Origin of the sequence: Mycobacterium kyogaense, from assembly GCF_036946525.1 — a bacterium.
GTDB lineage: Bacteria > Actinomycetota > Actinomycetes > Mycobacteriales > Mycobacteriaceae > Mycobacterium > Mycobacterium kyogaense_A.
Genome location: NZ_JAQIIY010000024.1, coordinates 86,513 through 110,324 on the forward strand (window position 1 = coordinate 86,513; position 23,812 = coordinate 110,324).

At 66.4% G+C, this 23,812-nt stretch carries 47 protein-coding genes, 2 tRNA genes and 1 pseudogene; 45 read left to right on the forward strand and 5 right to left on the reverse strand.

The annotated features are described in order from the left end of the window. Positions 1-42: 42 nt before the first annotated feature. Positions 43-1,326, forward strand: coding sequence for an MFS transporter (locus tag PGN37_RS20285; RefSeq protein ID WP_442932971.1), 1,284 nt, complete (start codon positions 43-45; stop codon positions 1,324-1,326). A gap of 4 nt (positions 1,327-1,330) precedes the next feature. Here the strand turns inward: PGN37_RS20285 and PGN37_RS20290 are convergent, their stop codons facing one another. Genes PGN37_RS20290 through hisC form a run of 4 tightly spaced genes read right to left on the reverse strand, consistent with a single transcriptional unit; the run spans position 1,331 to position 4,200 of the window. Beyond that, positions 1,331-2,155: a crotonase/enoyl-CoA hydratase family protein gene (locus PGN37_RS20290; RefSeq protein WP_335332793.1), complete on the reverse strand. Its 825-nt coding sequence runs from the start codon at positions 2,153-2,155 to the stop codon at positions 1,331-1,333. Positions 2,156-2,210: 55 nt separating this feature from the next. Further along, positions 2,211-2,657 carry a hypothetical protein gene (locus PGN37_RS20295; protein ID WP_335332794.1) on the reverse strand — a complete coding sequence of 149 codons (447 nt, stop codon included), beginning with the start codon at positions 2,655-2,657 and terminating at the stop codon, positions 2,211-2,213. 17 nt (positions 2,658-2,674) lie between these two features. Then, positions 2,675-3,148, reverse strand: coding sequence for a DUF4334 domain-containing protein (locus PGN37_RS20300; protein WP_335332795.1), 474 nt, complete (start codon positions 3,146-3,148; stop codon positions 2,675-2,677). Next, positions 3,145-4,200: a histidinol-phosphate transaminase gene (hisC, locus tag PGN37_RS20305; protein WP_335332796.1), complete on the reverse strand. Its 1,056-nt coding sequence runs from the start codon at positions 4,198-4,200 to the stop codon at positions 3,145-3,147. The genes PGN37_RS20300 and hisC overlap by 4 nt, the downstream gene beginning before the upstream one ends. 83 nt (positions 4,201-4,283) lie before the next feature. On the opposite strand from hisC, the gene PGN37_RS20310 reads away from it, so the two are divergent. Beyond that, positions 4,284-4,375 (forward strand) — tRNA-Ser (locus tag PGN37_RS20310). Between the two features lie 23 nt (positions 4,376-4,398). Next, positions 4,399-4,471, forward strand: a tRNA-Arg gene (locus PGN37_RS20315). On the opposite strand, the gene PGN37_RS20320 is transcribed toward PGN37_RS20315, so the two are convergent. Continuing rightward, entirely contained in the window at positions 4,437-4,739 is a 303-nt protein-coding gene (locus PGN37_RS20320) for a helix-turn-helix transcriptional regulator (RefSeq protein ID WP_335332797.1), read from the reverse strand. The two genes, PGN37_RS20315 and PGN37_RS20320, sit on opposite strands and share 35 nt — an antisense overlap. Positions 4,740-4,868: 129 nt before the next feature. On the opposite strand from PGN37_RS20320, the gene PGN37_RS20325 reads away from it, so the two are divergent. From PGN37_RS20325 to PGN37_RS20530, 42 genes and pseudogenes are all read left to right on the forward strand, one after another. Beyond that, positions 4,869-5,090, forward strand: coding sequence for a helix-turn-helix domain-containing protein (locus PGN37_RS20325; protein ID WP_335332798.1), 222 nt, complete (start codon positions 4,869-4,871; stop codon positions 5,088-5,090). Beyond that, the gene (locus tag PGN37_RS20330) at positions 5,087-5,872 is read left to right on the forward strand and encodes a BRO family protein (protein WP_335332799.1); all 786 of its coding nucleotides are present in this window, start codon (positions 5,087-5,089) and stop codon (positions 5,870-5,872) included. Before PGN37_RS20325 ends, PGN37_RS20330 begins: the two co-directional genes overlap by 4 nt. Continuing rightward, entirely contained in the window at positions 5,869-6,111 is a 243-nt protein-coding gene (locus PGN37_RS20335) for a hypothetical protein (RefSeq protein ID WP_335332800.1), read from the forward strand. Before PGN37_RS20330 ends, PGN37_RS20335 begins: the two co-directional genes overlap by 4 nt. After that, on the forward strand, positions 6,108-6,278 hold the full coding sequence (locus PGN37_RS20340; RefSeq protein ID WP_335332801.1) for a hypothetical protein: 171 nt from the start codon (positions 6,108-6,110) through the stop codon (positions 6,276-6,278). The genes PGN37_RS20335 and PGN37_RS20340 overlap by 4 nt, the downstream gene beginning before the upstream one ends. After that, complete coding sequence (locus PGN37_RS20345) at positions 6,275-6,460, forward strand: hypothetical protein (protein WP_335332802.1); 186 nt, start codon at positions 6,275-6,277, stop codon at positions 6,458-6,460. Before PGN37_RS20340 ends, PGN37_RS20345 begins: the two co-directional genes overlap by 4 nt. After that, positions 6,457-6,591 carry a hypothetical protein gene (locus tag PGN37_RS20350; protein ID WP_335332803.1) on the forward strand — a complete coding sequence of 45 codons (135 nt, stop codon included), beginning with the start codon at positions 6,457-6,459 and terminating at the stop codon, positions 6,589-6,591. Before PGN37_RS20345 ends, PGN37_RS20350 begins: the two co-directional genes overlap by 4 nt. Positions 6,592-6,854: 263 nt before the next feature. Continuing rightward, on the forward strand, positions 6,855-7,118 hold the full coding sequence (locus PGN37_RS20355) for a hypothetical protein (RefSeq protein ID WP_335332804.1): 264 nt from the start codon (positions 6,855-6,857) through the stop codon (positions 7,116-7,118). A gap of 216 nt (positions 7,119-7,334) precedes the next feature. Next, positions 7,335-7,766 carry a hypothetical protein gene (locus PGN37_RS20360; protein WP_335332805.1) on the forward strand — a complete coding sequence of 144 codons (432 nt, stop codon included), beginning with the start codon at positions 7,335-7,337 and terminating at the stop codon, positions 7,764-7,766. After that, positions 7,763-8,086, forward strand: a complete 324-nt coding sequence (locus PGN37_RS20365) for a DUF732 domain-containing protein (RefSeq protein WP_335332806.1) — start codon at positions 7,763-7,765, stop codon at positions 8,084-8,086. The genes PGN37_RS20360 and PGN37_RS20365 overlap by 4 nt, the downstream gene beginning before the upstream one ends. 178 nt (positions 8,087-8,264) lie before the next feature. After that, the gene (locus tag PGN37_RS20370) at positions 8,265-8,750 is read left to right on the forward strand and encodes a hypothetical protein (protein ID WP_335332807.1); all 486 of its coding nucleotides are present in this window, start codon (positions 8,265-8,267) and stop codon (positions 8,748-8,750) included. Further along, positions 8,750-9,049, forward strand: coding sequence for a hypothetical protein (locus PGN37_RS20375; protein ID WP_335332808.1), 300 nt, complete (start codon positions 8,750-8,752; stop codon positions 9,047-9,049). The genes PGN37_RS20370 and PGN37_RS20375 overlap by 1 nt, the downstream gene beginning before the upstream one ends. Before the next feature lie 169 nt (positions 9,050-9,218). Next, positions 9,219-9,455, forward strand: a complete 237-nt coding sequence (locus PGN37_RS20380; RefSeq protein ID WP_335332809.1) for a DUF3310 domain-containing protein — start codon at positions 9,219-9,221, stop codon at positions 9,453-9,455. Next, positions 9,452-9,628, forward strand: coding sequence for a hypothetical protein (locus tag PGN37_RS20385; RefSeq protein WP_335332810.1), 177 nt, complete (start codon positions 9,452-9,454; stop codon positions 9,626-9,628). Before PGN37_RS20380 ends, PGN37_RS20385 begins: the two co-directional genes overlap by 4 nt. Next, positions 9,625-10,560: a YqaJ viral recombinase family protein gene (locus PGN37_RS20390; protein ID WP_335332811.1), complete on the forward strand. Its 936-nt coding sequence runs from the start codon at positions 9,625-9,627 to the stop codon at positions 10,558-10,560. Before PGN37_RS20385 ends, PGN37_RS20390 begins: the two co-directional genes overlap by 4 nt. Then, a complete protein-coding gene (locus tag PGN37_RS20395; protein WP_335332812.1) occupies positions 10,557-11,627 on the forward strand; it encodes a hypothetical protein in 1,071 nt (356 codons plus the stop codon). Before PGN37_RS20390 ends, PGN37_RS20395 begins: the two co-directional genes overlap by 4 nt. After that, positions 11,620-11,997 carry a hypothetical protein gene (locus tag PGN37_RS20400; protein WP_335332813.1) on the forward strand — a complete coding sequence of 126 codons (378 nt, stop codon included), beginning with the start codon at positions 11,620-11,622 and terminating at the stop codon, positions 11,995-11,997. The genes PGN37_RS20395 and PGN37_RS20400 overlap by 8 nt, the downstream gene beginning before the upstream one ends. Positions 11,998-12,065: 68 nt before the next feature. Next, positions 12,066-12,206: a hypothetical protein gene (locus PGN37_RS20405; RefSeq protein WP_335332814.1), complete on the forward strand. Its 141-nt coding sequence runs from the start codon at positions 12,066-12,068 to the stop codon at positions 12,204-12,206. Continuing rightward, the gene (locus PGN37_RS20410; RefSeq protein WP_335332815.1) at positions 12,206-12,403 is read left to right on the forward strand and encodes a hypothetical protein; all 198 of its coding nucleotides are present in this window, start codon (positions 12,206-12,208) and stop codon (positions 12,401-12,403) included. Before PGN37_RS20405 ends, PGN37_RS20410 begins: the two co-directional genes overlap by 1 nt. Continuing rightward, on the forward strand, positions 12,403-13,341 hold the full coding sequence (locus tag PGN37_RS20415; protein ID WP_335332816.1) for a hypothetical protein: 939 nt from the start codon (positions 12,403-12,405) through the stop codon (positions 13,339-13,341). The genes PGN37_RS20410 and PGN37_RS20415 overlap by 1 nt, the downstream gene beginning before the upstream one ends. Positions 13,342-13,492: 151 nt before the next feature. Beyond that, positions 13,493-13,933 (forward strand): hypothetical protein, encoded by a 441-nt coding sequence (locus PGN37_RS20420; RefSeq protein ID WP_335332817.1) that lies wholly within the window; start codon positions 13,493-13,495, stop codon positions 13,931-13,933. Further along, positions 13,930-14,145 carry a helix-turn-helix transcriptional regulator gene (locus PGN37_RS20425; RefSeq protein WP_335332818.1) on the forward strand — a complete coding sequence of 72 codons (216 nt, stop codon included), beginning with the start codon at positions 13,930-13,932 and terminating at the stop codon, positions 14,143-14,145. The genes PGN37_RS20420 and PGN37_RS20425 overlap by 4 nt, the downstream gene beginning before the upstream one ends. Further along, positions 14,138-14,404 carry a hypothetical protein gene (locus PGN37_RS20430; RefSeq protein ID WP_335332819.1) on the forward strand — a complete coding sequence of 89 codons (267 nt, stop codon included), beginning with the start codon at positions 14,138-14,140 and terminating at the stop codon, positions 14,402-14,404. Before PGN37_RS20425 ends, PGN37_RS20430 begins: the two co-directional genes overlap by 8 nt. A gap of 221 nt (positions 14,405-14,625) precedes the next feature. Beyond that, positions 14,626-14,856 (forward strand): hypothetical protein, encoded by a 231-nt coding sequence (locus tag PGN37_RS20435; protein WP_335332820.1) that lies wholly within the window; start codon positions 14,626-14,628, stop codon positions 14,854-14,856. Beyond that, the gene (locus PGN37_RS20440; protein ID WP_335332821.1) at positions 14,856-15,092 is read left to right on the forward strand and encodes a hypothetical protein; all 237 of its coding nucleotides are present in this window, start codon (positions 14,856-14,858) and stop codon (positions 15,090-15,092) included. Before PGN37_RS20435 ends, PGN37_RS20440 begins: the two co-directional genes overlap by 1 nt. After that, positions 15,092-15,325, forward strand: a complete 234-nt coding sequence (locus PGN37_RS20445) for a hypothetical protein (RefSeq protein WP_335332822.1) — start codon at positions 15,092-15,094, stop codon at positions 15,323-15,325. The genes PGN37_RS20440 and PGN37_RS20445 overlap by 1 nt, the downstream gene beginning before the upstream one ends. Continuing rightward, positions 15,325-15,519, forward strand: coding sequence for a hypothetical protein (locus PGN37_RS20450; protein ID WP_335332823.1), 195 nt, complete (start codon positions 15,325-15,327; stop codon positions 15,517-15,519). Before PGN37_RS20445 ends, PGN37_RS20450 begins: the two co-directional genes overlap by 1 nt. After that, entirely contained in the window at positions 15,516-15,767 is a 252-nt protein-coding gene (locus PGN37_RS20455; RefSeq protein ID WP_335332824.1) for a hypothetical protein, read from the forward strand. Before PGN37_RS20450 ends, PGN37_RS20455 begins: the two co-directional genes overlap by 4 nt. Then, positions 15,767-16,186, forward strand: coding sequence for a hypothetical protein (locus tag PGN37_RS20460; RefSeq protein ID WP_335332825.1), 420 nt, complete (start codon positions 15,767-15,769; stop codon positions 16,184-16,186). Before PGN37_RS20455 ends, PGN37_RS20460 begins: the two co-directional genes overlap by 1 nt. After that, positions 16,183-16,623 (forward strand): hypothetical protein, encoded by a 441-nt coding sequence (locus PGN37_RS20465; protein ID WP_335332826.1) that lies wholly within the window; start codon positions 16,183-16,185, stop codon positions 16,621-16,623. Before PGN37_RS20460 ends, PGN37_RS20465 begins: the two co-directional genes overlap by 4 nt. After that, the gene (locus tag PGN37_RS20470) at positions 16,623-16,769 is read left to right on the forward strand and encodes a hypothetical protein (protein WP_335332827.1); all 147 of its coding nucleotides are present in this window, start codon (positions 16,623-16,625) and stop codon (positions 16,767-16,769) included. The genes PGN37_RS20465 and PGN37_RS20470 overlap by 1 nt, the downstream gene beginning before the upstream one ends. Before the next feature lie 165 nt (positions 16,770-16,934). After that, positions 16,935-17,411, forward strand: coding sequence for a hypothetical protein (locus PGN37_RS20475; RefSeq protein WP_335332828.1), 477 nt, complete (start codon positions 16,935-16,937; stop codon positions 17,409-17,411). Beyond that, complete coding sequence (locus tag PGN37_RS20480; protein ID WP_335332829.1) at positions 17,408-18,505, forward strand: DNA cytosine methyltransferase; 1,098 nt, start codon at positions 17,408-17,410, stop codon at positions 18,503-18,505. Before PGN37_RS20475 ends, PGN37_RS20480 begins: the two co-directional genes overlap by 4 nt. Positions 18,506-18,796: 291 nt before the next feature. Continuing rightward, the gene (locus PGN37_RS20485; protein ID WP_335332830.1) at positions 18,797-19,384 is read left to right on the forward strand and encodes a hypothetical protein; all 588 of its coding nucleotides are present in this window, start codon (positions 18,797-18,799) and stop codon (positions 19,382-19,384) included. A gap of 27 nt (positions 19,385-19,411) precedes the next feature. Then, positions 19,412-19,624 (forward strand): helix-turn-helix transcriptional regulator, encoded by a 213-nt coding sequence (locus PGN37_RS20490; protein WP_335332831.1) that lies wholly within the window; start codon positions 19,412-19,414, stop codon positions 19,622-19,624. Then, a complete protein-coding gene (locus tag PGN37_RS20495) occupies positions 19,602-20,561 on the forward strand; it encodes a hypothetical protein (RefSeq protein WP_335332832.1) in 960 nt (319 codons plus the stop codon). Before PGN37_RS20490 ends, PGN37_RS20495 begins: the two co-directional genes overlap by 23 nt. Further along, positions 20,558-21,052 carry a hypothetical protein gene (locus tag PGN37_RS20500; RefSeq protein ID WP_335332833.1) on the forward strand — a complete coding sequence of 165 codons (495 nt, stop codon included), beginning with the start codon at positions 20,558-20,560 and terminating at the stop codon, positions 21,050-21,052. Before PGN37_RS20495 ends, PGN37_RS20500 begins: the two co-directional genes overlap by 4 nt. A gap of 128 nt (positions 21,053-21,180) precedes the next feature. Further along, positions 21,181-21,696: a hypothetical protein gene (locus tag PGN37_RS20505; protein WP_335332834.1), complete on the forward strand. Its 516-nt coding sequence runs from the start codon at positions 21,181-21,183 to the stop codon at positions 21,694-21,696. Further along, a complete protein-coding gene (locus PGN37_RS20510) occupies positions 21,693-22,214 on the forward strand; it encodes a flagellar hook-length control protein (RefSeq protein WP_335332835.1) in 522 nt (173 codons plus the stop codon). Before PGN37_RS20505 ends, PGN37_RS20510 begins: the two co-directional genes overlap by 4 nt. Before the next feature lie 515 nt (positions 22,215-22,729). Next, entirely contained in the window at positions 22,730-22,873 is a 144-nt protein-coding gene (locus tag PGN37_RS20515; protein ID WP_335332836.1) for a hypothetical protein, read from the forward strand. Next, the gene (locus tag PGN37_RS20520; RefSeq protein ID WP_335332837.1) at positions 22,870-23,064 is read left to right on the forward strand and encodes a hypothetical protein; all 195 of its coding nucleotides are present in this window, start codon (positions 22,870-22,872) and stop codon (positions 23,062-23,064) included. Before PGN37_RS20515 ends, PGN37_RS20520 begins: the two co-directional genes overlap by 4 nt. After that, positions 23,061-23,447 carry a hypothetical protein gene (locus PGN37_RS20525; RefSeq protein ID WP_335332838.1) on the forward strand — a complete coding sequence of 129 codons (387 nt, stop codon included), beginning with the start codon at positions 23,061-23,063 and terminating at the stop codon, positions 23,445-23,447. Before PGN37_RS20520 ends, PGN37_RS20525 begins: the two co-directional genes overlap by 4 nt. Then, a pseudogene (locus PGN37_RS20530) lies at positions 23,447-23,812 on the forward strand (hypothetical protein); the annotation flags it as partial. The gene PGN37_RS20525 and the pseudogene PGN37_RS20530, both read left to right, overlap by 1 nt.

Below are 23,812 nucleotides of genomic sequence, written 5' to 3' on the forward strand. Positions count from 1 at the left end.
ATAGCGGATGTGAGTATCCGGCAAACCCGTCAATATCTACTCATGACGATGGAAGCCCCGGCCGCCACTCAACCGCTCTGGCGGATCGCGCTGTCCAGCTATGTTGGTTCGGCGATCGAGTTCTACGACTTCTTCATCTACGGCACCGCCGCGGCGCTGGTGTTCCCGACGGTGTTCTTCCCGGAGTTGAGCCCGATCATGGCGACGACGGCGTCGCTGGGCGCGTTCGCGGCCGCGTTTCTGGCCCGGCCGGTGGGTGCGGCGGTGTTCGGACACTTCGGCGATCGCATCAGCCGCAAGCAGACCCTGGTCGTCACGCTGCTGCTGATGGGCGTCGCGACCGTCGGGGTGGGCCTCATCCCGAGCACAGCAACCATCGGTATCGCAGCGCCGCTGTTGCTGCTGGGCCTACGGCTGGTCCAGGGCTTCGCTGTGGGCGGCGAGTGGGCGGGCGCGGTCCTGCTCAGCGCAGAGAACTCCCCACAGGACCGGCGCGGCTTCTTCGGCATGTTCACCCAACTCGGCCTCGGCACCGCGCTGGTGTTGGCCAACCTCGTGTTCTGGGTGGTGCAGGCGGTCTTCGGAGAGGACCCGGGTTCGGCGTTCTTCGACTGGGCATGGCGAATCCCGTTCCTGCTCAGCGGAATTCTGATCCTGGTGGCGCTGTACATCCGCGTGCACGTCAAGGATTCCCCGGCACTCGAGGAGGACACCGGGCATCAGGGCGCGCCGCTGGTGGCGCTGTTCCGCCGGCAGGGTCGGCAGGTGCTGCTGGCCGCCGGTGTCGCGGTGTGCGCCCCCATGCTGGTGTTCCAGGCGGGCACGTTCTTCGTCCACTACGCCGCGGACCGCCTCGACTTCTCCTACGACCTGGTGTTGATGACCGGGGTGATCGGCGGTCTGTGCGCGGTCGGCTTCGCCGCGGTGTCGGCGATCCTGAGCGACACCTACGGCCGGCGCCGTGTCGTCTCGTGGGGTTTTGCACTGACGGCACCGTGGGCGTTCGTGGTGTTCCCGCTGATCGAGACGGGCGACAAGACGATGTTCGGCGTCACGATCGTGGTGACGTACTGCCTGATCGGCTGGTGCATGGGACCGCTCGCCGCGCTACTGCCCGAGATCTTCGCCCCCGAGTACCGCTACACCGGGGCCGCGCTGTCGCACACACTGGGCGCGATCGTCGGCGGCGCGCTGCCGCCCGTCGTGTCGCCGATGCTGCTGGCGTCCTACGGCGGATGGGCCGTCTCGGTCATGATGGGCGCGCTGGGGCTCGTGAGCCTGGCGTGCGTGCTGGCTCTGCCGGAGACGGCGGGCCGCAGGATCTAGCGCGTCACTCGCCGGTGAAGTTCGGCGGGCGCTTCTGGAACATCGCGGTGATGCCCTCGGTGAGGTCTTTCGAGGCCAGGAACGCCGAGTTCCACGCCGCGACGTACCGCAGGCTCGCGGACACCGCGGCGGTGCGCTGCTCGTCGAGGACGTCCTTGACGCCGGCGACGACGAGCGGGGGGTTCGCGGCGATCTCGGCCGCGGTGGCCCGCGCCGCGGCCAGGGACGCCTCTGCGTCCGGGAAGACGTCGTTGACCAGGCCGATCTTCTCGGCGCGCGCGGCGTCGATGTCCTTGCCCGTCAACGCCAGCTCACGCAGATGACCGTCGTTCAGGATCAGCGGCAGCCGGGCGAGCGAGCCGACGTCGGCGACGATCGCGAGCTTGACCTCACGCACCGAGAACTTCGCGTCGGCGCTGGCGTAGCGAATGTCGACGGCCGAGATCAGGTCGACGCCACCGCCGATGCACCAGCCGTGCACCGACGCGATCACCGGCGTGCGGCAGTCGGCCACCGCGGTGATCGACTGCTGCATCACCTTGAGGCGGGCGTGGAACTCGGCCCGCGGCTTGGCCAGAGCGCCCTCGGCCATCATCGGCGAGAGCGTGCCGCCCATCGCAGGCAGGTCGAGGCCGTAGCTGAAGTTCTTGCCGGAGCCGGTCAGCACGATCGCACGCACGTCAGGGTCGGCGTCCAATTCCGCGAACGCCTGGGGGAGTTCGGCCCAGAATGCCGGCCCCATCGCGTTGCCCTTGCCGGGGCCGATCAACGTGACCTCGGCGATGTGGTCGGCGATCTCGACCGTCAGTGACTCGTAGCTGCTGCCCATGGCTCATGAGGCTAGCTGCCGCGACGCGGCAGGAGCCATCAGCCCATCGCCGACGTCAGCCCATCAGAACGTCGGCGACCTTTGCGCTCGGGAGGAACTGGCACGCGGCGTCGGCGAGAAGCTGGCCCACCGTCTCACCGTTGGCTCCGATCGGGTTGTTGCCCTGCGCGAGTATCGCCTTGACCACCGCGAGCCGGGTCGCCTCGTCGAGCTTCGAGTACTCCTCGCACGACATGCTGGTGGCATTCGGCGGTGGCGGCACCTCGGGGACGTTCGATCCGCGGGTCGGCAGCGGCAGGTTCGGGATCGTGATCTCGGGCAGCCCGGGGATGCTCGGCAGCCCGGGAATGCTCGGCGAGCTGGGTTCGGTGGTCAGCGGAGGTCCCGGCTCGGTGGTCTGTGCGACGGCGCCCTCGGTGCTGCGCGAGCAGGCCGTCGTCGCGCCGAGCACGATCGCCAGCCCGACCATGGCCGTCGTCGTCACCCGCGCGCGCGTCCTCATGATCGCCACGATAGGGGCTAGACCCGCTCGAGATAGAAATACAGGTGACGTGGCGTGCCGGAGCTGGTGTCCATGGCGCCCTTGCCGTTCATGATGCCGATGACGGCGTTGTCGTCGACGATCTTGAAGTGGTCGTGCACCGGCTTGCCGTCGTAGACCATCGACGCGACGGCCTCGCCGCGGAACTCCTCCATCCAGAGGCTGGCTTCGCCGTTCATCGCCTCGGTGTTGGAGAACCGGTTGCCGTCGGCGTCGAGGCAGACCAGCGGCTTGGCGTCGGCCTCCGAGTGGAACGTCTTGCCGAACCAGTTGAGCCGCTTCATGAAGCCGTTGGCCTTGTGGCCGGTGTCGAACTCACCGCCCTTCCATTCACCGATCATGAACTCGATGGTGGCGGGCGCCAGCGTCGCCCAGAACGCGTCGAGCTCTTCGTCGTCGATGCGGCCGGTGCGCGAGGTCAGGTCGGTGAAGGTCTTGCGGGGATCGGTCATGAGCGTCCTGTCCAGGTGCGGGCGAAGTCGAGGAAGGCGTCGTTCTCGTGCGGGGCAGCCACGGTGACCCGCACGCCGTCGTCACCATAGGGCCGCACGATGATGCGGCTGTTGGCGGCGTCGGCGGCGAACTGCTGGGCGCGGCCGGACAGCGGGAGCCAGACGAAGTTGGCCTGCGAGGGCGGCAGCTCGTACCCGGCGTCGCGCAGGGCGTCCGAGACGCGGGTGCGTTCGGCGACGACGGCGTCCGTGCGCTCGAGCAGTTCGTCGGCGGCGTCGAGCGAGGCGATGGCGGCGGCCTGCGACACGGTCGTGGCGGTGAACGGGACGTAGACCTTGGACAGCGCGCTGACGATGTCGGGATCGGCGATGGCATAACCGACGCGCAGGCCCGCCAGGCCGTAGGCCTTCGAGAAGGTCCGCAGCACGACGACATTGGGATGGGCGCGGACCAGGCCGAAGCTGTCGGGCACCAGGTCGCCGCGGATGTATTCGATGTAGGCCTCGTCGAGAACCACCATGATGTGCGGCGGGACCGCCTGGACGAACGCGGCCAGCTTGCCGGGGTCGACGACGGTGCTGGTCGGGTTGTTCGGGTTGCAGACGAAGATCAGTCGCGTGCGGTCGGTGATCGCGGCCAGCATCGCGTCGAGGTCGAAGGTGTGATCGGTCAGCGGCACCTGGATCGGGGTGGCTCCGGCGGTGCGGACCTGCAGTGGGTAGATCTCGAAGCTGCGCCATCCGAACAGCACCTCGTCGCCGACGGTCGAGGTGATCTGGATCAACTGCTGACACAGGCTCACCGAGCCGCAGCCCACCGAGATGTGCTCGGGAGCGAAGTTCACGTGCTTGGCCAGGCGCTCTTTGAGCTCGACGTAGCCGTTGTCGGGGTAGCGGTTGATGCCGTCCATCGCGGCGGTGACGGCGGCGCGCACGCTGGGCAGGGGACCGTGCACGGTTTCGTTGCTGGCGATCTTGATGGCGCCCGGCACGGTCTTGCCCGGGGTGTAGGCGGGCAGATCGGCGAGTTCGGGGCGGAGACGAGCGGGCACCGAACCAGTTTAGGGGTGGGGTCGATCTGCTTTGCTTCCCGCGGCAGGGCCTGTGTACTCTCTCCTTTCGGCGGTCAACGTCAGGAGGCGTGCCAGAGCGGCCGAATGGGACTCACTGCTAATGAGTTGCCCGCCTTAAAGCGGGCCGGAGGTTCAAATCCTCTCGCCTCCGCCAACAACTGAACATGCACCACCCAAGCGCCCGTAGCTCAACGGATAGAGCATCTGACTACGGATCAGAAGGTTAGGGGTTCGAATCCCTTCGGGCGCACTTCTGGGTCATCGGGGCCGTCTGGCCGACCGGAATCTCCGTTTGCCACCCATTCGAATGGGACACCTGTCCGCAGCGCCCATGCGATCAACATTGGCCGAGTCGGCGGTTTGCCCTTGCCATTCAGCCATCCGTTCACTGTGTTCCGGTGAACTTCGAGATGGTCGGCCATCTGCTGTTGTGACATGTTGGCGACGCGCAGCGACTTCATAAGCCTGTCGGCGAGATCCCACTGTGGGACCGCCAGACCGTCTGTGCTGATGCTCATGCGCTAACTCTTGCACCAAGATCGTGCACGCGCAAGCTTCCGCAACAAATTGTTACCTGGACTACAGGTGCACGACACGTTTCGATTCACCCTTGCATGTGCATAGGCACTCTGCCTATGCTCTTGCTTATGCAGATGCACAATACGAGTGCAGACGATGAAATCGTCTCTTCCGAAGCCTGCAAGATCCTCCAAGTCGACCGAGCCACCCTGCTCCGCTGGGTCGCTGACGGTCAAGTAGCGCACACCCGGAAACTCCCCGGCCGCACCGGAGCATTCCTGTTCCGCCGAGGCGACATCCAAAAACTTGCCGACAAGCGGGCCACCACCAAAGCCGAAGCCAGCGCATGACCGCCGCAGTCGAGCTGTTCACCTACGACGACCACACGGGATCGTTTCCCGCCGAGGTCCGTGTCGTCATCAACGCCTCCGACGGTGAACCGCGGTTCGTCGCGGCCGATCTCTGCGCCCTGCTCGACGTTGGCCGCACCCACGACGCCGTGCGCGGCCTGGACGCCGACGAAAAGGGTGCGGAGACTATCCGCACCCCCGGCGGCGACCAGGAAATGACGGTCGTCACCGAAGCCGGCATGTACGCGCTGATCCTGCGCAGCCGCAAGCCCGAGGCGAAAGCGGTCCGCCGCTGGATCACCCACGACGTTCTCCCCGCAATCCGCCGCACCGGCTCCTACTCGACCGTTCCTATGCCGGCCGTCCCGCAGACGTTCGCCGAGGCGCTGCGGCTTGCCGCCGACGAGCATGAACGCGCTGAGCTGGCCGAGGCGCGCAACCGCGAGCTCGAGCCCAAAGCGGAGGTGGCCGATCGGCTCCTCAACGCCGAGGGCGACCTGTCGGTGCGGGACGCGGCGCAGGCGCTGACTCGGGCTGGGGTGAAGGTCGGACAGACACGACTGTTCACGATGTTGGAAACCCGGTACGGGTGGATCAGTCGCGCGCCGGGGGATGGCCGGTACCGGGTGAAGCAGGCCGCGATCGAGTCGGGCTGGATGTCGGTGATCCCGCAGTCGCACTATCACCCGAAGACCGGGGTGCTGGTTCTGGATCCGCCGCAGCCGCGCGTCACACCGAAGGGGTTGCAGCGCATCCTGGTCGATCACGGTGGTGAAGCGTGAGCGGGTTCGCATTCCACGCCGAGCCGGCCACGGTCGTCGGCGACCAAGACAGTGAGTCGCGCCAGCTGTATGTCGGTGCTGGCTATGACGGCGACGACGAGAAGGTGTGCGTCGGGATTTTCGAGGAGTACCGGCATAAGGCGGCGATCTGCCTCAACCGTGATGAGTTGGCCGCGGTCATCGATTCGCTGATGGAGACGTTGGGCGAGTTGGACTGCCGGATCGGTGGTGTCGCATGAAGCGTGAGGCGTTCAGTGACTCGTCGCGGTGGTGGATCTACCGCAACACCATCACTCGCCGCTGGGATGTCTCGTCTCCGGCGGGTGGGGATTGCGCGCCGCTGCAGATCCATGATTTCCCGACTGGCGCTCAGGCGTTGGCCGCGTATGCGGCGGGTGCGTCGTGACTGCGGTGGCGCCGGGTTTCCGGTCTGTGTGTGCGTTGACGGGTGAGCGGGCTGAGGGGCCGTCGGCGTTTTTCCGCGCGCTCGATGTGCTGAACGCCCGCGACGAAAAGATTTGTGCCGCAGCGGATGACGCCGCTGATCGCGACGACTGGGTTGTTGACGAGTGGTGGGCTGACCGGTGATCGGGCTGCTGTTGCCGGTCGCGGTGCTGGCGCTGGTGGGTGTCGGTGCGGCGTTCGGTCGTCGTCGCGCGCTTGCTGATCACCGTTGCCCGCAGATTCACGTGTCGCCCGAGGAGTTGGACATCCCATGATCTGCAACCTGATTCGCTTTCCGTTCGCTGTCGTGGGCACTGTCACCAACTTGCTCGTGGATTGGCGTGATGCAAAGCGGATGGCCGATGCGTTGAGCGCGTTGGAGCCGTTCGACTTCGAAGCCCCCATAGATTCCGCGTCTGTTGCAGCCAGCGCGGATGCAGGCCAACGGGTTGGTTCGCGACCTGTCATTGAGGGCTTGGTACCACCCGAGAAGCCGCAACGGGACCACTCAGCATCTCCGGCAGTCACAGTCTCCGCGTTGAGTGACAGCGCGGTTTCGCCGTCCCTGGTCCCCCCGGGGGATGGCGATCGGCTCGGTAGCCCCTCCTCCCCCCCTGAGGCTACCGAGCCACACCAACTCGCTGGCCTGACGTTCGATGAGCTGACGTTCGCGGCCGCTGTGGTGGCGAACTACGCAGCCACGTTGCCGCGGCAAAGCCGGGCGGTGCTGTGCACGACCGACGAGCTGCACGAGTTGGCTGCGCGGTTGACCGCTGCGGCGAACGTCGCCCCCACCCCCTGAAACGACGACAGGCCCCCGTGTGCGCGGGGGCCTGCCTGACAACGGAACACCAACCGGAAGGAATCCCGTGTCTCGAAGAAGCGTATCTGAACTCCCTGCTACGGCGGTGAGGGTGTGGCAGCCGGAGGATGCCGCGGCTGTCCGCGAGCTGGCCGACGAGTTCCCCTCCGAGGTGGGGTCGTCGGTGCTGCTGGACCTGATCGTGGAGCGCGCCCGATGAGCAACGTGAAAGTGACGATCGAGCACAACGGGGTGGAGTACTTCGCTGAGTTGATGCGTGTCCGCTCAACAACTCTCGGCATGGAGGACCACGGCATCTGGACCGCGTTCCTGCAGTGCGAGGGATCTGGGACCGGTGTCGGGGTTGGCGGTTACAGCCTCGATGACAAGCCGGTCGAGATCATGGGCCAGCGGCGGCGGGTCGGCACGGCGGCCGGCATGGACTGGGTTATGCAGGTCGTGGCCCTGCTGGGCTGCCGGGACTGGGAACACGTCACCGGATGCCCGGTGTATGTGCCGTTCGCTGAGCCGGGTCACTGGGGTCAGCGGGTGAAGGGGATCGCGAACGTCGATACCGGCAAGGCGCTGATCTTCGACGAGTTCTACGAGGCGTGGCGGAACCGCTCGGCTGAGGCGGTGCAGTCGTGAGGCGGCGTGATGTGTCGCGGCTGCTGCTGGCGTGTGTCGCGACGGGCGGGGTGTTGGTCGGGTCGACGGGTGTGGCGCGCGCTGACTGGTTGGACGACTACGTGGTGGAGAACGCCGCGATCGTCTGCAGCGTGCTCGACTCCTATCCGTCGGTGGGCGGGGTCGAGGGTGTCGTGCTGGGTTTGATGGATGACGGTTTGGCTCCGGCGTCTGCGGGTGAGGTGTTGGCGCGGTCGGTGATCGGTTGGTGCCCTGAGCATTCCGCGGAGATGAACGCGTGGATCGCGAAGTGGTCGCGTGGCCGGGCGGCGGTGGCGTGATGGCGTATCTGCCGGCGTCGAAGGTCGCTCACCCGTTGAACGCTGCGTGCCCGGACTGCGAGTGCCCGCAGTGGCTGCACACGGCGCAGAAGTGCTTGACGTTGCGGCTGGTGGGCGGTACTCCGCGGGCACCGCAGTTGAAGCGGTGCCGCTGCACGAAGCGGGCGAAGGACTTCGCGTGACGGCGGCGGTGGAGTACGCGGCGGTCGACCTGGATGCGGTGTTGGAGGATGCGCGGTCGGCGGTGGCGGAGCAGGACGTGCACCGTGACCGGTTCGACCGCCTCGACCGGGTCCACTACCTGACCAGGCTGGGCTGCTCAGCCAGTGAGATCGCGACTCGGGTGGGGTTGTCGGATCGGCATGTGGTGCGGCTGCGGTCGAAGACTGTGCCCGCGGCGGTGGCTCGTCGGCTGCCGTATCCGAAATCGATCACCGATGAGCGTGCCGCTGAGGTGGAGGCGTTGGCGCAGCGGGTGTTTGAGTGGGCGGGCGCGCTGCGCGACGAGGACCCGGCCGTCGTCTTTGAGGGGTTGACCCGGTTGTCGCGGCAGCAGCTGCTCGAGTTCGTGATGGTGGCGTTGGCGATGGTGCCGTCGGAGGCGACGCTGCGGTCCGCGCTCGGCTGGGTGCTCGACCTGCCGGCCGCACAGGGGGTCGAGTGATGAGCGTGTCCTCGCGGTGCCGATCCGGCTGGACTGTCGTCGCGGCCGGTGTGCTCGCCTCGTTTCTGACGCCGTGGTTCTGGGTGGTGATCGTCGCGGGTGCCGTGATCGTGATCGTCGACGGGCTGCGCGACGCTCTGCACAACACGAGCCCCGAGACTCTCGCCCAGGTGATAGATGGCTGCGGTTACGACGACACTCCACACGGGCAGCAGGCGATTGAGGACGCGCCCCACTTCCGCGCCTGGGAGCGGCAGCTCGCCGGTACTTGGCCGAATGACGCTGGGGCGGTGGAGTAGATGCCCGCCCCAGCATGCGATCTCGACTGCACCTGTCGGAAGCACAGCCCGGTCCGGAACCTCGGTGGCCGTCCCTGCTCCCCGGACTGCACGTGCAGACGTCATGTTCGCACCCCTGAACACAACGCCCGCATCGGAATGAGCGTGGCACTGACAAGAGAGGCGCAGCGTGGCCGCTGATCAGATCAACCCCAGCCACTACCGCGGGTTCAGCAATGGCGCGGAAGTCATTGACATCGTCGAGCGCCTGAACTTCAACCGCGGCAACGCAATCAAGTACCTCGCTCGCGCAGGTAAGAAGCAGGACGCCGAGACGCTCACCGATCTACGGAAGGCCGCGTGGTATGTGCAGCGCGAGATCGACCGGATCATTGCCGACGGCAAAGAAACGGCGGAGAAGCCGTGAGCTTCTGGGCGGACAACCTTGAGTCGATCGACGCGTACGGGCATGAGCGTGAGGAGCGTCGCGCCGCGTCGGCGCAGATGTCGGAGATGGATCGGGCGGTGGGTTGCCGCCATGGCCGGATGAGCCGCGGGGACTGCCCGAGTTGCGGGCACAGCATCAAGGGGGAGTTGTGAACTCGAATGTGACGATCCTGCCGGGGTCCGACGAGTGGCGGGCCATCATCACACCGTCGAAAGTGGCTGCCATCCTCGGGGTTTCACGCTGGGAATCGGCCTACCGGCTGTGGCATCGCATGAAGGGTCTGGTTGATCCGGAGCCGCCGAAAGACATTTTCGACATCGGCCACGATTTCGAGCCCGCCGCTGCGAACCGGTGGGTGCGGAAGAACCCGGGGTGGCGGCTGTCGCGCGGTGAGGTGCAGATCGTCGCCGACCCGCAGCGGTTCGGGTTCCCGGTTGCGGCGACGCTGGATCGGCGGGCGACCCGCGGCCGCGCCCGCCGCGTCGTCGAGTTCAAGACGGCCCGCAAGCTTGAGGAGTGGGGCGACGAACTCACCGACGAGTGCCCGGAGGACTATGCGGCGCAGGTGATGTCGCAGATGCTGTTCACGGGGTGGACGCGGTATCCCGGTCATCTGTTGGTGTTGACGCCGTGGTTTGACGACCACATCTATGAAATCCGTTACGACGGCGCGGTGGCCGACTGGATTGTGCAGCGGTGCCGCGAGTTCTGGGAGTCGCTGTCCGGGGATGAGCCGCCGGAGCTGGACGACACGGTCGCGACCTACGAGTGCGTGCGCGCCATGCACCCCGACATCGATCGCGGCGTCGAGGTGCAGCTCGACGCGAAACTGGCGTGTTCGCTGCTGGATTGGGACCGCGACTACCAACATGCGGAGAAGCGGGTCCGGGGCTTCAAGTCACAGGTGCTCGACGCGATGGGCAACGCCCAGTACGCCAAGGTGGGCGACCTGCTCGTCGCTGACCGGCGCCCCCACGGACGGGGCGGTGTCGCGTTGACGCTGGCCCGGAAGAACACCGATCAGCTGATTGAAGAACACCACGACGAATACATGCACTACCTACCGAAGGGAACACCGGCATGACCATTGATCGAGCTGAGATCGTCACCGACATCGAGGTGCTGCCGCCCGCGCGGCCCGCAGCGTCCGAGGCGATCGGGCAGCTAATGGCGCACGCGGAGTCGATGACCGCAGCGAAGCAGCTCGCCGACGCGCTCTGCGACTCCGAGCTGGTGCCCGCCACCTACCGCGGTAAGCCGGGCAACGGCGCCGCCGCGATCCTCTACGGCGCCGAGCTGGGTCTGAACCCGATTCAGTCGCTGCAGCAGATCTTCGTGGTGCACGGCGCTCCCGCGATCTACGCGCGGACCGCAGTGGCGCTGTTGAAGCGGCACGGCATCGTGATCGAGACAGTGTCGTCGACGAATGATGCGGTGACGGTGCGGGGTTCAGATCCGCGGACCGGCCAGGTGGAGGAGTCGACGTGGGACATCGCGCGGGCTGACCTGGCGGGTTACACGAGCAATAAGAAGTACAAGACGGACCCGCAGGCGATGTTGTACGCGAAGGCGGCGATGGAGGTGTGCCGGAAGATCGCCCCGGATGTGCTGCTCGGTATCCCTTATGCGCGTGAGGAGTTGGAGCTGGAGCAGCAGCCGACGCGGGTGCGTTCGGAGCGTGGTGGTGTGGGTGTGTCGTCGTTGCGGGAGCGGGCGGCGAAGCAGCAGGCGAAGGCTGTGGAGGCTCCGCCCGCCGCGTCGGTGGATGCGGCGCAGTCGCCCCCGGAGCCGGCTAGTGCGCCGCAGGAGTCGAAGCCGCAGGGGTTGTCGAAGTCGGCCCGCCAGAAGTGGGAGAACGCCATGTTCGCCCTGCTGGCTGAGGGGGACTGCACCGAGAAAGACGACCAGCGGATGGTGATCACCGCGCTGGCCGGCCGCCCGTTCAGCGACATGCCGGAGCACCGCAACGGCGTCGACGACGACGAGCTCCGCAAGGTGGTGAACACGCTGTCGGATTGGAAGAAGGACGGCCGCCTGGCGGACGAGATCACGCAGGTGTTCACCGCCTACGTCCAGTACCAGTCCGCGGAGCAGGACGCCGCGATGGACGACGCCCGTGACGCCGCCGAGAGCGCACCAGCTGATGGCTGACGTGCGCATCGACTTGCCGTGGAAACGGCCGCCGTTGACGGCGAATCAGCGCATGCATTGGGCTGAGAAGTCGCGTGTCACGCGGGATGTGCGCCAGGCGGTGGCGTTGCTGGCGCGCTCAGTGAAGGCGCCGCCGACGGAGCGCCTGGCGGTGACGCTGCACTATCGGCAGGCGGTGAAGCGGCGCATCGACGCCCACAACCTGTACGCGCTGGTGAAGCCGTGCGTCGACGGGCTGATCGACGCCAAGGTGTGCCCCGACGACGACACCGAGCATGTGTCCACCCCTGAACCTGTCATCCACCCACCCGACCCGTCCGGGCCGGCGTTGTGGCTGGAACTCGACTATCCGAACGGAGAGAGCGAATGAAGCGTCGTCTTGCTGTGGTGCAGCGTGAGGAGGTCACCGAGGATGGTGTCCCGATCTTCTAGTACGTGGTGAAGGGCCGCAATGGGGCGGTGACATCGGTGTCGGAGACGTTCCCGGGCGCTGTCGACGAGCCTGCCGCTGGCGGCAACATCCAGGCGCCATCCACTGACACGGTCGCCGTGCTGATGGGAATCAGGAGCAACGCCTGATGGACATCTACGTAATCGCTGGGTACGGCAAGGTGTTCGGTGCGTCGGCCCGGTTGCAGGGCGCTGAGCTGATCCGTGCGGAGGTGGCTCGGGCGATGGCGGTCGGGCAGGACGGGAAGGTCGCGGACGAGGACTACCGGGGTGTCTATGACCGGCTTGAGGTCGTGAATACCGAGCTGCGGGACCTGGAGGACTGATGAAGCTGCATAACCACGTCATCATGGAGGAGCCGCGCGGCGGCATCATCTGGTACCCCCGATGGTTTTTCCACCTCCACCGAGGCCCCGAGTACGGCGAGCGCCGCATCCTGGATGGCCACCTGGAGTTTGTGCTGCGGAAGCCCACCACGGAGTTCGGGATCAGCTTCGAGGTCGGCACCCACGGGTCGGAGACGCCGTTCGACGGACACGTGAAAGTCGCTGGCACCGCCTTGTATTGGGGCATCGAGCAGGGCGGGAATCTCGCTACGTCTATCACACAGTTCTGGCTGAACCGGCTGCCTAACCGGCTTCGGAGCCGCGACTGCCTTATCGGCCCGGGGAAGCCTGAGACCTGCGACTGTCCCCCGTGGAATCCCGGCGCCAGCTTCAAGCGGCACCTCGGCCGCAACGGCGAGTGGTGCGAGTTTGTCCATGAGGGACGCCGGCTGAAATTCGACACCCACGATGGCCGGCTGTGGGTCGAGTTGTGGACCCGCAAGAACGGTTGGAAACGTGGCGAATTCGCCGAGTGGCGCTCGCGGAGCTTCCACCTCAACCCGCTTGATGTGTTGTTCGGTGCGCGCCGCTACTGGTACGACGATGTCGACACGGCCGAGCTGGAGATCCAGATGCCGGAGGCGACGTACCCGGTGACGGTGAAGCTGCAGCAGCAGCGGCACGGGCGGCCGAAGCTGCCTGGCCGGCACCTCAAGTCGTGGACCGTGAGCGTCGACGCGTCCGAGTGCAAGGGCATCCCGGACCATTACGACCACTCCGGCGGGTGGAAAGGCGATCGCGTCTGGGGGTTCAGCGTGAATCTGCGGGCGCATCGCCGCGACTGGCCCGTTGACGCGAAAGCCGCTATTGAGGCGCGCATCCTGAAGGACCGCGCGGATTCGGGATTCCGTGAGCCCCTTCCGCTGGACGCCGACTGATGGCGCCGACCGCGACTGCGAGTTTGCCGCGGAGAAGAACGACAGCGACATGTGGGTGGGTCGGTGTCGCCAGTTCGAACATCGTGGACAAAGTCAGCGCGAAGCTGCGTCAGATCGACGGGCAACGCTCCGGGTCGAAGGCGGCGCAGCGATGAGTCTGTATGTGTCGGTGCACATCAACGACGAGTTGGTGGAGCGGGTCGAGGTGACGCGCGACCACGACGACAACGGAACTGATCCGGAGGCGGTCAACACCTACCGGTGGCACTTTCGTGGAGCGTCGGGTGAGATCACCCACCGGTACGGCAACGGGGCGATCGAGCTGGCTCAGCGCGCGCTGCACGAGGTGGCGACCCGCCTGGCGGTGGCGTCGACGATCGGGCTGACGTCGGAGCAGGTGGATGCGCGACTGTCTGCGTTCAAGTTCAGCCCTGACGGCAGCATCTTCGGGCCGGATTCGCTGCAGGACATATGTGATCGGGTCGCGCTCATCGGGTCGACGGACTGCCCGTGCGGCACGTCACCCCATCTGAACGCGCTGCACGACCTGGCGCTCACTGATCTGCCGGCGCTGCTGCGGGTGCTCGGATGAAGCGGGGTGTGGCGTTGGTGGATCAGTTGGTGCGGTGTCGTGTGCGGGCGGGGTTGACGCAGGCGCAGGTGGCGGACGTGATCGGGGTGTGCCGGTCGACGGTGGTGAAGTTTGAGAACCAGCAGGCTGACCCACGCTTGCACACACTGCTGCGGTACGCGCACGCGGTCGGCGCTGATCTGGTGATGGTGGCGGAGGCGCGCGATGCCTGACCAGGACGCTGTCGAAGACAAGGCGCTGGCCGCCGCCCACGCGGTCAGTCAGCAGGTCGGCGCGCTGTGGCTGCAGGCCCACGCTGACGGGATGCGTAACGGCATGGAAGCCGGCGCGCTGCACGTCGACGTCGCCGTTCAGGGCGCCCGGCAACTCGACATGCCGACAGACTTCGTGGAGTTTCTCGAGTCTCTACGGGATCAAATCAGGTTGTACGCGTTGCAGATCCCCGACACTGCTGACGGGACGGGATCGTGAGTCGGTCGCGTCCGCGCAGGTCGAAGCAGCACCGCCAACCCGTGCAGGGGTCGCGGTGTCCGACACCCCGCAAGTTGGCGTGGTCGACACGGGAATCCGCCGAGGACGCCCTCACCTACTTCACGTACCGGGACGCACCGAAACGCGCTGTCCGCGTCTACCTGTGCCCGGGTTGTAAACAGTTCCACCACACCAGCAAGCCAGGAGACTAGGAGAACCGAATGTCGAACACCCCGCAGTACTTTCAGTGCCGGCTCCGGCGCGGTACCACCGAAACAGTCGGCTGGATCGAGGCGCGCGGCGCGAAGGTCGGCGCGCAGATCGAGTTGCTGCCCGCACGCGAACTGTGGGATGTGGTCGAGGTATTCGCCCACGCCCTGCCGGGCACTGATCTGAAAGAGCAGCAGCGGCTCAACCGCAACAGTCTCCCATCCGTGGAGGCGATGCGCTGATGAGCACCGACCCCGACACCCAGCGCGGAATGTACCCGAAGTACCGCGTCGAGAAGATCAACGGCAAACCAGTAGGGCAGTGCTTTGTGCTCGAGGAGCACGACCCGCACGCGATTGCCGCGCTGCGCGCCTATGCCGAATCCTGCGCGGACCAGTTCATCAGCCTCGCAACGGATCTATCGCTCATGGCCGACGGCTGGCAGACCCGGCAAGCGAACGCGGCCAAGGGGGAGTGATGTACGAATCGTCCACCGTTCGGTCGCTGCGCGCCGGCCGTGACACCGCGTGGGCGGCTTTGCAGCCCGCGTTCGATCATGCGATCGCGCTCGCGAAAGAAGCCGAGTACCAAGCGGATCGCGCAGCCAATGAGGTCCAGCAGCATTGCCCGGCAGCGTATCCGCCGCTCGTCGAGCTGCTTGCGGCGTCCGTCCCGGACGCCGGGCCCTCACCCGCGGAGGTGCCGTTCTGATGGCGATCCTGGTCCCTGCGAAGGATTTCGTTGACGTTGCCGACGCGATCCGTGAGGTTCAGCGCAGCCTCGGCGATGACGGCAACGTGTATGTCGTCGTCAACGACGATTACCTCGAGCTCCGCGAGGGCACGAACGTCACCTACGGCGGCCGCCCCTTCACCCCGGCCCGCCCGGACGGTGATCGGTCATGACCTCTCTGCCGGCTCATCTCACGGCGCAGATCGATCAGACCAGGGCCGGGCACAACACGCGCCTGGACGCTTTCGTCGGGGCGGCTCGTGAGCTTACTGACGCCGGGAATGATCAGTCCGCGATCTGTGCTGCCCTCGCGGTCGAGCTGACGAAGTTCTCCGAATCCAGCCCTAACGCGCACCAACACGTCGCCGACATTCTGGCGGTCGCGATTCTCCGGCTCGCGTATCCGGAGGTGAAGCCCTGATGTCCGACATGCTCGTCGACGAGCTGATCAGCTTCGACCCCAGTGCCCCTGGTGTCGCGCCCGGCTGGGTGTACGCGCAATGCGAGGCCTGCGGTGCTTACCGCGTCGCGCCGCAGCCCGCCGCCACCGACTGGGCGGAACAACACGTGACCCGGCACCGCGGCGGCCGCCACTGCCACTGGGCCGCCCCCTACGTGCCGCTCGTCGCTGACCCCGGCGACTACGCCGGCCGGCACCGCTCCCACACCGACTGGTACTGGACCCTCACCGGACGCCCCCGCGGCCAGGTGTGGAAATCACCGATCGGGTGGGCCCGCATCATCGCACCCTGCGTCGGCCAAACCGTTGACGACGGACGCTACATAGGTCGCGTGGAACGCATGACCCGCGACCACACCGGACAGCTGGTGCCCCGATGAGCCGCCGGGGGTACGACCGCCGGCGGGTCTGCGCCGAGGACGGCTGCCGCGAGGTGACGATCACGAACTACGAGTTCAAACGCGACTACGCGGACGCGGCCCGCCGCGAAAAGAGCCAACCGCCGTGGAAATGCCTGCGGCACAGCCGCCCCCGCGAGGTGCTGTCGACCACCAACCGCGCCACCGTGGGGGTGCTGGAGTGCGTCGAAAGCGAGTACGGCAGCCGCTTCTGGCACAACGGTGAACGCAGCACCACCGGGTGGGAACACGGCCCCGGGTTCATGGCGTGGGCGAAAGACTTCCCCGTCGGTACCAAGCTCGTCGTGTCGACCGACATCGAACTGCCGGACGGGTTCACCCCGCCGCCGGTGAATGAATCGGATCACGCGAAACCCACACCCCCGACGTACTTCGCCGACCCCGTGGAGCTCGACTGATGGCGATCTACCCGCTCGGCTCACCCGAGCTCCGCCAGCACGTCGCCCACATGGTGTGGCTGTCCCAACTGGCCCCGCTGCAACGCATCCAGGTCGACGGCGACGTCGAGCGGGTCTACGCCACCATCCGGAAGGACCTGTTGTGAGCGCCGCGATCGAGAACGAAATGCTCTGCTGCCCCGCTGAAGACGGCGCCCACTGCGACGTCATGGCCCGTGAGCTTGTTGGCTTCACACCGCACTGCTGCACGTTGGACGACGGCCACGACGGCGCCCACGAATGCGCCTGCGGCCACCGATGGGGAGACGACGATGGAGATTAAAATCAATGACCATAGCCGCCTCAGGCGGCTATTTGATGGTTCGCAGCAGTTCGCTGTATCGCTGATCGGGGCCCAATCCGCTGATCGTCCACCTGTGGCCGCAGCTGCACTCAAACTGGCCCAGGCCCACTGCCCGCAGATCGTGCCCCTTGGCGCGGTGGTGCGCGGCAGGGGTATTGCCGACGCGGTTGCTCGCCATTGGTCGAGGATACGCACATCAGCCCTGGATATGGTCGGCGCGGACGAACACTTCCCATGGAACTACACCGAGTTCGGCGTTCTTTGTGCATGTGGCGAGCCGATGTCCGCGCGGGAAGTGTGCCCGCGCGACTTCGGTGACGACCTGACAAATCACAGGCTGTTGCGAGCGGTCGCACTGTCCGTCATCACGCCGATTCACTCGGCAGTTGTCGAGCTTGAGTGGCAGTTGACCAGGCTAGGCACCTGGATTCGGGACGACCAATGAGCGATCAGACCCTTCGCATCGGTTCCCTTTGCTCCGGCGCTGGCGGCCTCGACATGGCCGTCGAGCAGGTGTTCGGAGCCCGCACCGCTTGGCACTGTGAGCTGCCAACACTGATCGAGAAGAAAGGCAACAAAACCCGGGAACGGCACAACTCAGCGGTGGACGTGCTCGCCCACCGCTGGCCAGGTGTACCAAACCACGGCGACCTCATCGCCACCGACTGGTTAGCTGTCGAGCCGATCGACATCATGTGCGCGGGGTGGCCATGCCAACCCTTCAGCCCCGCCGGAAGACGAAAGGGCGCCGACGATGAACGCGCTATCTGGCCAGATATTGCACGGGCAATTCGCGTGGTTCGACCGCGAATTATCGTGCTGGAGAACGTCACAGATGTCCTTACTCGGGGAGAGTTCACACGAGTCGCCAACAGTTTGGCCCCGCTCGGGTATGACCTCCGATGGACATGCCTGCGCGCTTCGGATGTCGGCGCCCCTCATCCGCGCGACCGACTATTCATCCTTGCTGCCGACACCACGCGCGATGGATGGGAACTTGTCGACACCGCACTGCAGCTGCATTCACTGCGACAGGCCAGCGCACTGCCAGAGGCAGCCGGGGGCGCCGAGGCCATGCGAGTGCCTTCGGTGTCAGAAAGCGATAGCAGCTTCTCCCGAGGGGATGCCGTAGCAACGTACCTCGGCGCTATCGTGTCGCTTCTCCCCACGCCGTGTGCGTCGGATGGCGCGCCTGGTGGTGCAGCAGATCCAGGGGCGCGTATAGCCCAGGGGCACCACGTTCAAATGATTGACGTGGGCACGCGCCCGGACCTTTTCGGAAAGTACGAGCCTGCAATTCGCCGTTGGGAGGCCCTGACCCGTCCAGCGCCGCCGCCGTCTGAGCCGAACTCAAAGGGTAAACCGCGCCTCAACCCAGCTTTCCCTGAGTGGATGATGGGCTGGCCTGCTGGGTGGGTCACCGCCGTGCCCGGGATTTCTCGCAATGATCAGCTGCGCATCATCGGCGCGGGTGTCGTTCCACAACAGGCCGCGGCCGCGGTGCGCTCGCTACTCGCCGTCAGCAAGGCCCAGCGATGACCGTCCATCGTCTTGACGACTACCGTCCGTTCGACATCGGGGCTCCCGATCGCTGCTGGAAGTGCGGGACCAACGCTGATGTCACGAAGTGTGGGGGCGAAGGCGGCTACGCGTGGACGTGCCGGCACTGCCCACATCCGAGCGAGGCGTGACCGCGATGGCTGATCCGCGCATCCGAATCCTGTTCACCCCCGAACAGATCCGATCCTTCGGCCGATGCCCGGACTGCGGATTCCACCCACCGACTCAAGATCACCACCCAGACTGCCCCACCCTGAAGGAGTCCACACCGTGACCGACATCGTTTTCCTCGACACCGAAACCCTCGGCCTCCACATCGACTCGCCGATCTGGGAGCTGGCCGCGATACGCCGCACACCCGACGGCAACGAAGCAGCCCTGCACATGTTCATCCAGCACCAGCCCGAGCCGTGGATCAGCGACCCACGCTTCCCCGCAGAGTTCGTCGCCGACTACCGCAACCGCTACCACCCCGATGACGCTGCCCGCCCCCTCGAGGCCGCCCGCATGCTTGAGGCGTTCCTGAGCGGACGCCCCCACATCATCGGCGCCGTCCCCGATTTCGACACCACCCGCATCCGCCACCAACTCCTCGCCCCGCTCGGTATCGGCGACCTGTGGCACTACCACCTGATCGACGTGGAGAACGTCGTCGCCGGATACCTGGCGGGCCGCGCCGCACTCGGCGACTTCGACGCCGCAGCGGCAATCGTGGGCCCGCCCTGGTCGTCCGACGACCTCTCCGCAGCCATCGACATCAACCCCGCCGACTACGCCCGGCACACCGCGCGGCACCCAACCCGGCGACTGAACTGCTGCACCCGACCTCTTTACCGTGCACGACCGCACCACAAGTAGTTCAAAACTAGGGCAGGAGAACAGCGAATGCCTAACCCGCGCTGGGCCACTGAGGACCAGGCCGCCGAGCACGTCGGGGTCAGTGTGTACACGATTCGCCGCTGGCGCGATCAAGGACTCATCGCAGGCTACCGGTTCGGTTCTCGCTGCCTGCGGTATGACCTGAACGAAATCGATGCGATGGCAACGCGAAACGACGATGTGACAGGAGAGCGCAGTGCCGCGCATCAGGACGCTTAAGCCCCAGTTCTGGGATTCCCCATCCACCGCGAAGGCCGATCTGGCGTGCCGGCTGCTGTTCATGGCGATGTGGAACTGGGCCGACGACGCCGGCCGCGGAACCGCGAACCTCAAGGAACTCGAGGCCTTCGCGTTTCCCCACGACGACATCGCAGACCTCCCCCGCCGGGGTAGTAGCGGAATTTCCGCGCCTGTGTGGCGGAACTTCGCGGAGCTGTTTTCAGAGACCGTCGAGGTTTACAACGTGGCCGTCTATGTACACCACGGGCGGAAGTACTACGAAATTAGCTCATTCCGCGTTCACCAGTCGAAGAACTTCCGGCCCGACTCCAACCTCCCCGGCCCCGACGACGGCCAAAAATGGGACATAGCCAGCGAATACGGGCTCAGGCAACTAGGCGAACCACCCCAATCAGCGGAAGTTCCGCCGGACAGTAGCGGAAATTCCGCGCTTAGCTGCCGAACATCGCCGTTAGATAGGGATGAGGATAGGGATAGGGATGAGGATAAGAACCCCCCTACCCCCCACCCCATCGAAGACACCCTCTGCGAACCACAACCGCCCCGCACAAAAACGGGGGCGGACATCGCCCGCACCCGAATCACCAACCTCCCCACCCGCGCATCGCAAGCAGCCATGGCCATCGCCCACGCCTACAACGACACCCTCGACGTAGCACTCACCCCCAAACTGCTCCGCGAAGTGGCCACCGAAATCGACGGCTGCCTCCGCGCCAACAACCCCCCCGAAGCCATCGCCGCCGGCATCCAAGCCTGGACAGCCAGCGACTCCTGGGCCCCCACCCAAATCCCCCGCTTCGTCCACAAAGCCAACAACCGCACCCGCGCCAACGGACACGGCACCCCCACCACCAAAGCCCTCGACTACGACGCCGCAGCAGCCCGCGTACTCCAAGCCATGGGAGCCACACCATGAACCTCAACGCCACCCCCGACGACGTCCGCAACATCGCCGAAGTCTGCAAACTCGCCGCCATCCTCGACGACAACTTCGGACGAGCAGACGACGCCCGCATCGCCGCCTGGGCCGAACGCGCCCACCACCACAACCTCACCCGCGACGACCTACTCGACGCACTCCAGACCTACTACGACACCGACCCCAAAGCCCGCGAACGCCCCATCGGCATCGCCGCCCTCATCCACCACGCCCGCACCACCAAACGCGACCGACTCGCACGACAAAACACCGACCCCGAACCACCCCCCGACCCCTACAGCGCCGACGCACTCTCTGCCCTCACCCCACCCGGACCCGCACCCGGCGACACCCCCCGACTCACCGCAGCACGCCAAACCCTCCACACCTGCTGCGGCCGCACCCAATGTGGACCCGCCATCGCCGAATACAGCGCCGCCCTAGCCGAAGCAAGGCGCAGGCAAGGAAACCACCCCACAACCGCCTGAAAGTCGCTCCACGGGCCACACAGCCCCAGGAACGGGCCACTAGACGCCGCTCCACACCCCCGAAAACGCAACCACGTCAACCACAACCCCCACCCACCGCCTGCACCGAATACCAACACAATCCCAACATGCCGCCCGACCGCGCACGCACCGACAGCCGCACCCGCGCCGAAGAGGCCTACCGCTTGCAATGCCGAGGCTGGACCCTCCAAGAAATCGCCGACAAACTCGACTTCCGAAGCCGCAGCTCAGCACTCACAGCCATCCGCCGCCACATCCTCCGCATGCCACCCGAAGACCTCGAAACCAAACGCACCTACACCGCCGGCACCTACCAACAATCACTCGCCAGCCTCTTCCGCCAACTCGCCAAAGCCGAAGACGACAACGACCACGCCGCCGTCGCCACCCTCAACCGAGCCATCGCCGACGTCGCCGACAAACACGCGAAGCTCACCGGCCAGCACGTCGTCCAGGCGCGTGAGGTCGAAGTGAAAGGCCAAGTGCAGGTGCAGCACTCCAGCGCCCAAGCGGTCATCAGCCAGGCAACTCAGGACTTCCTCGCCATCGCGGCCGGCCACGCAGATGCCGGCCGACTCCCCGTCATCGACGGCGAAGTCATCACCGAACAGGAACCCGCATGACTCAACCGGTTCAGGCCGCCATCAAGGCCGCGATGGCTGTTGCGGGCGACGTCGCTGAAGGCCGACTGAGCGCCGCGCAGCTCGAGCAGGTCGCCGCCGCCGAGTGCCGCGGCCTGTTCGGGCAAGTCATCGGACCCGACGACCCACTCTGGCCGCTGCAACTCGACGTGGCGCGCGGCGTCCTCGCCGCCGGCGGGGTGCCCGCCAACGAACTCGCCGAATGGCTGGCGGTGCAACGGCAAGCCGAGGGGCTGGAGGCGTTGGACCCGGCGGCCCAGCTGGCTGCCGCGGGCGTCGCGGCTATCGGCAGCCATGTCGGGGGCAAGGGTCACACTCCACCCGTGAGCGTCGAAGTGATCCCCACAGGCGTGCCAGTCGACGGCGTCGTCGACTCCGTGCCGCCCATCGACAGCGACCAGCCCGAGCATGTGCTCGACGACGACTGCTGGTGCGACCCCGTAGTCGAGGTCGTTGAGGGCCGCGGACGCCGCACCCATCGCGAGGGTGGCGATGCGTGAGGCGTGGCGTGTCCTGGTCGCAATGCTCCGCGGGGTGGCCGAGGAGGGGCGACGCCAAGGGATGAGTGATCTCCTGGCTCGATCGGTCGCTATCGGAACAACGATCGGGATGGACGGAGACCAGCGGGTGCTATGGCGCACAGACCGCGGCGCCGAATTCAGCACAAGCTACGCAGATGCTGCGGCCTACGGTCGGCCTGTCGCAGAACTTTAGTTGTGAGGCAAGCATCGGCGGTGCTCGAGACGCGGAGCCGACCAGCGCGGATGCTGTCGCGAAAGTCGCCGCAAAATAGTTACCGCAGAACCTTGTATTGCGGAACTTTTGCGATTAGCGTCAGGGGTATGAACATCACCATGATCACCACCATCGCCCCGCTCCGCCTTCGCTGTCGGGGTCCTGTTCGGCGCCGCTGCCGGTATCACCGCCGGACCCGCGCTGATCGCCCAGGCGCAGGCCCAGCCCGCCCTCCAGGAGGACGACCCCGGTTGGTCGTGCGCCGCGTCTGGGGACCGTGGTGTGCGGCCCGCTGGGCGACAACTGGGGCCACGCGCCGGGCTGCTACAACGAGGCCGGCGCGCTGGTGGCCGTGTGGCCGTGCCATGTGGTGGTCGACCCCGGCACGGGTGAGAGCAACGTGTACACGGGGCTGGCGCAGTGATCACACTGGAGCAGGCCAAAGAGCACGTCGGCCAAAAGGTCGTCTACCGGGCGCCGCACATCGACGGTGACGAGCCTGGCGAGGAGGGTGTCATCACCGCTGTCAGCTCGGTGTACGTGTTCGTGCGGTTCGGCGCCGATACGGGCAGCAAGGCGACGCCTGCCGAGTATCTGGAGCTGGTGGCCGGATGACCGCCGACGAGCAGGGCCAAGCCGTCCCCGAGGTGGGGGCGGCCTCGCCGCGTCTACAGGACGTGATCTACGAGCACCGCTACTGGCACGCGATCCTGCACTGCGGGTGCACGCGTGACGACGAGAACGCCGACACGATCGACCGCGAGGAGCACGCTGCGCACGTCGCTCAGGTGTGGCGTGAGGCGTGCATGATCCGCACGGTGGAGCAGCTCGCCGCGCTGCCGGAGCAGTCGGTCGTCCGCAACATCGCGTGGGGCGTCACATTTGAGCGCGTCGTACAGAACGACGGCACCGTGCAGTGGTGGTCGCCCGCCGGGCTGCGGCAGGACACGGTCATGTTGCCGGCGCTACTGGTGTGGTCCCCGGACTGGGAGGCGTGATGGCCGGCGATGTGGTGGCGCGTGCACAGGCCGCGCTGGAGGGTGTGACCGAGGGGCCGTGGGAGGTCGAGGAGCAGCGGGATCTGATGTCGGGGACGACGGAGTACCTGCTGCGTGAGATCGAGCAGTTCCGCGGATACCGCAACAACGTCCACTGCGGCCAGGACCGGGCGTTGGCGGGGTTCATCGCTGCTGCGCGCAGTCTGGTGCCTGAGTTGGTGCCTGAGTTGGTGGCGGAGGTGGAGCGGCTGCGGGGCGATCGGTATGACTGGATGGCTGACGAGTTGGTGGTGATCGCCGACGATATGTTCTCCGGCGACGACGGGGGGTGTGCTCCAGCGGAAGCTGATCGGGTCTGTCGTAGC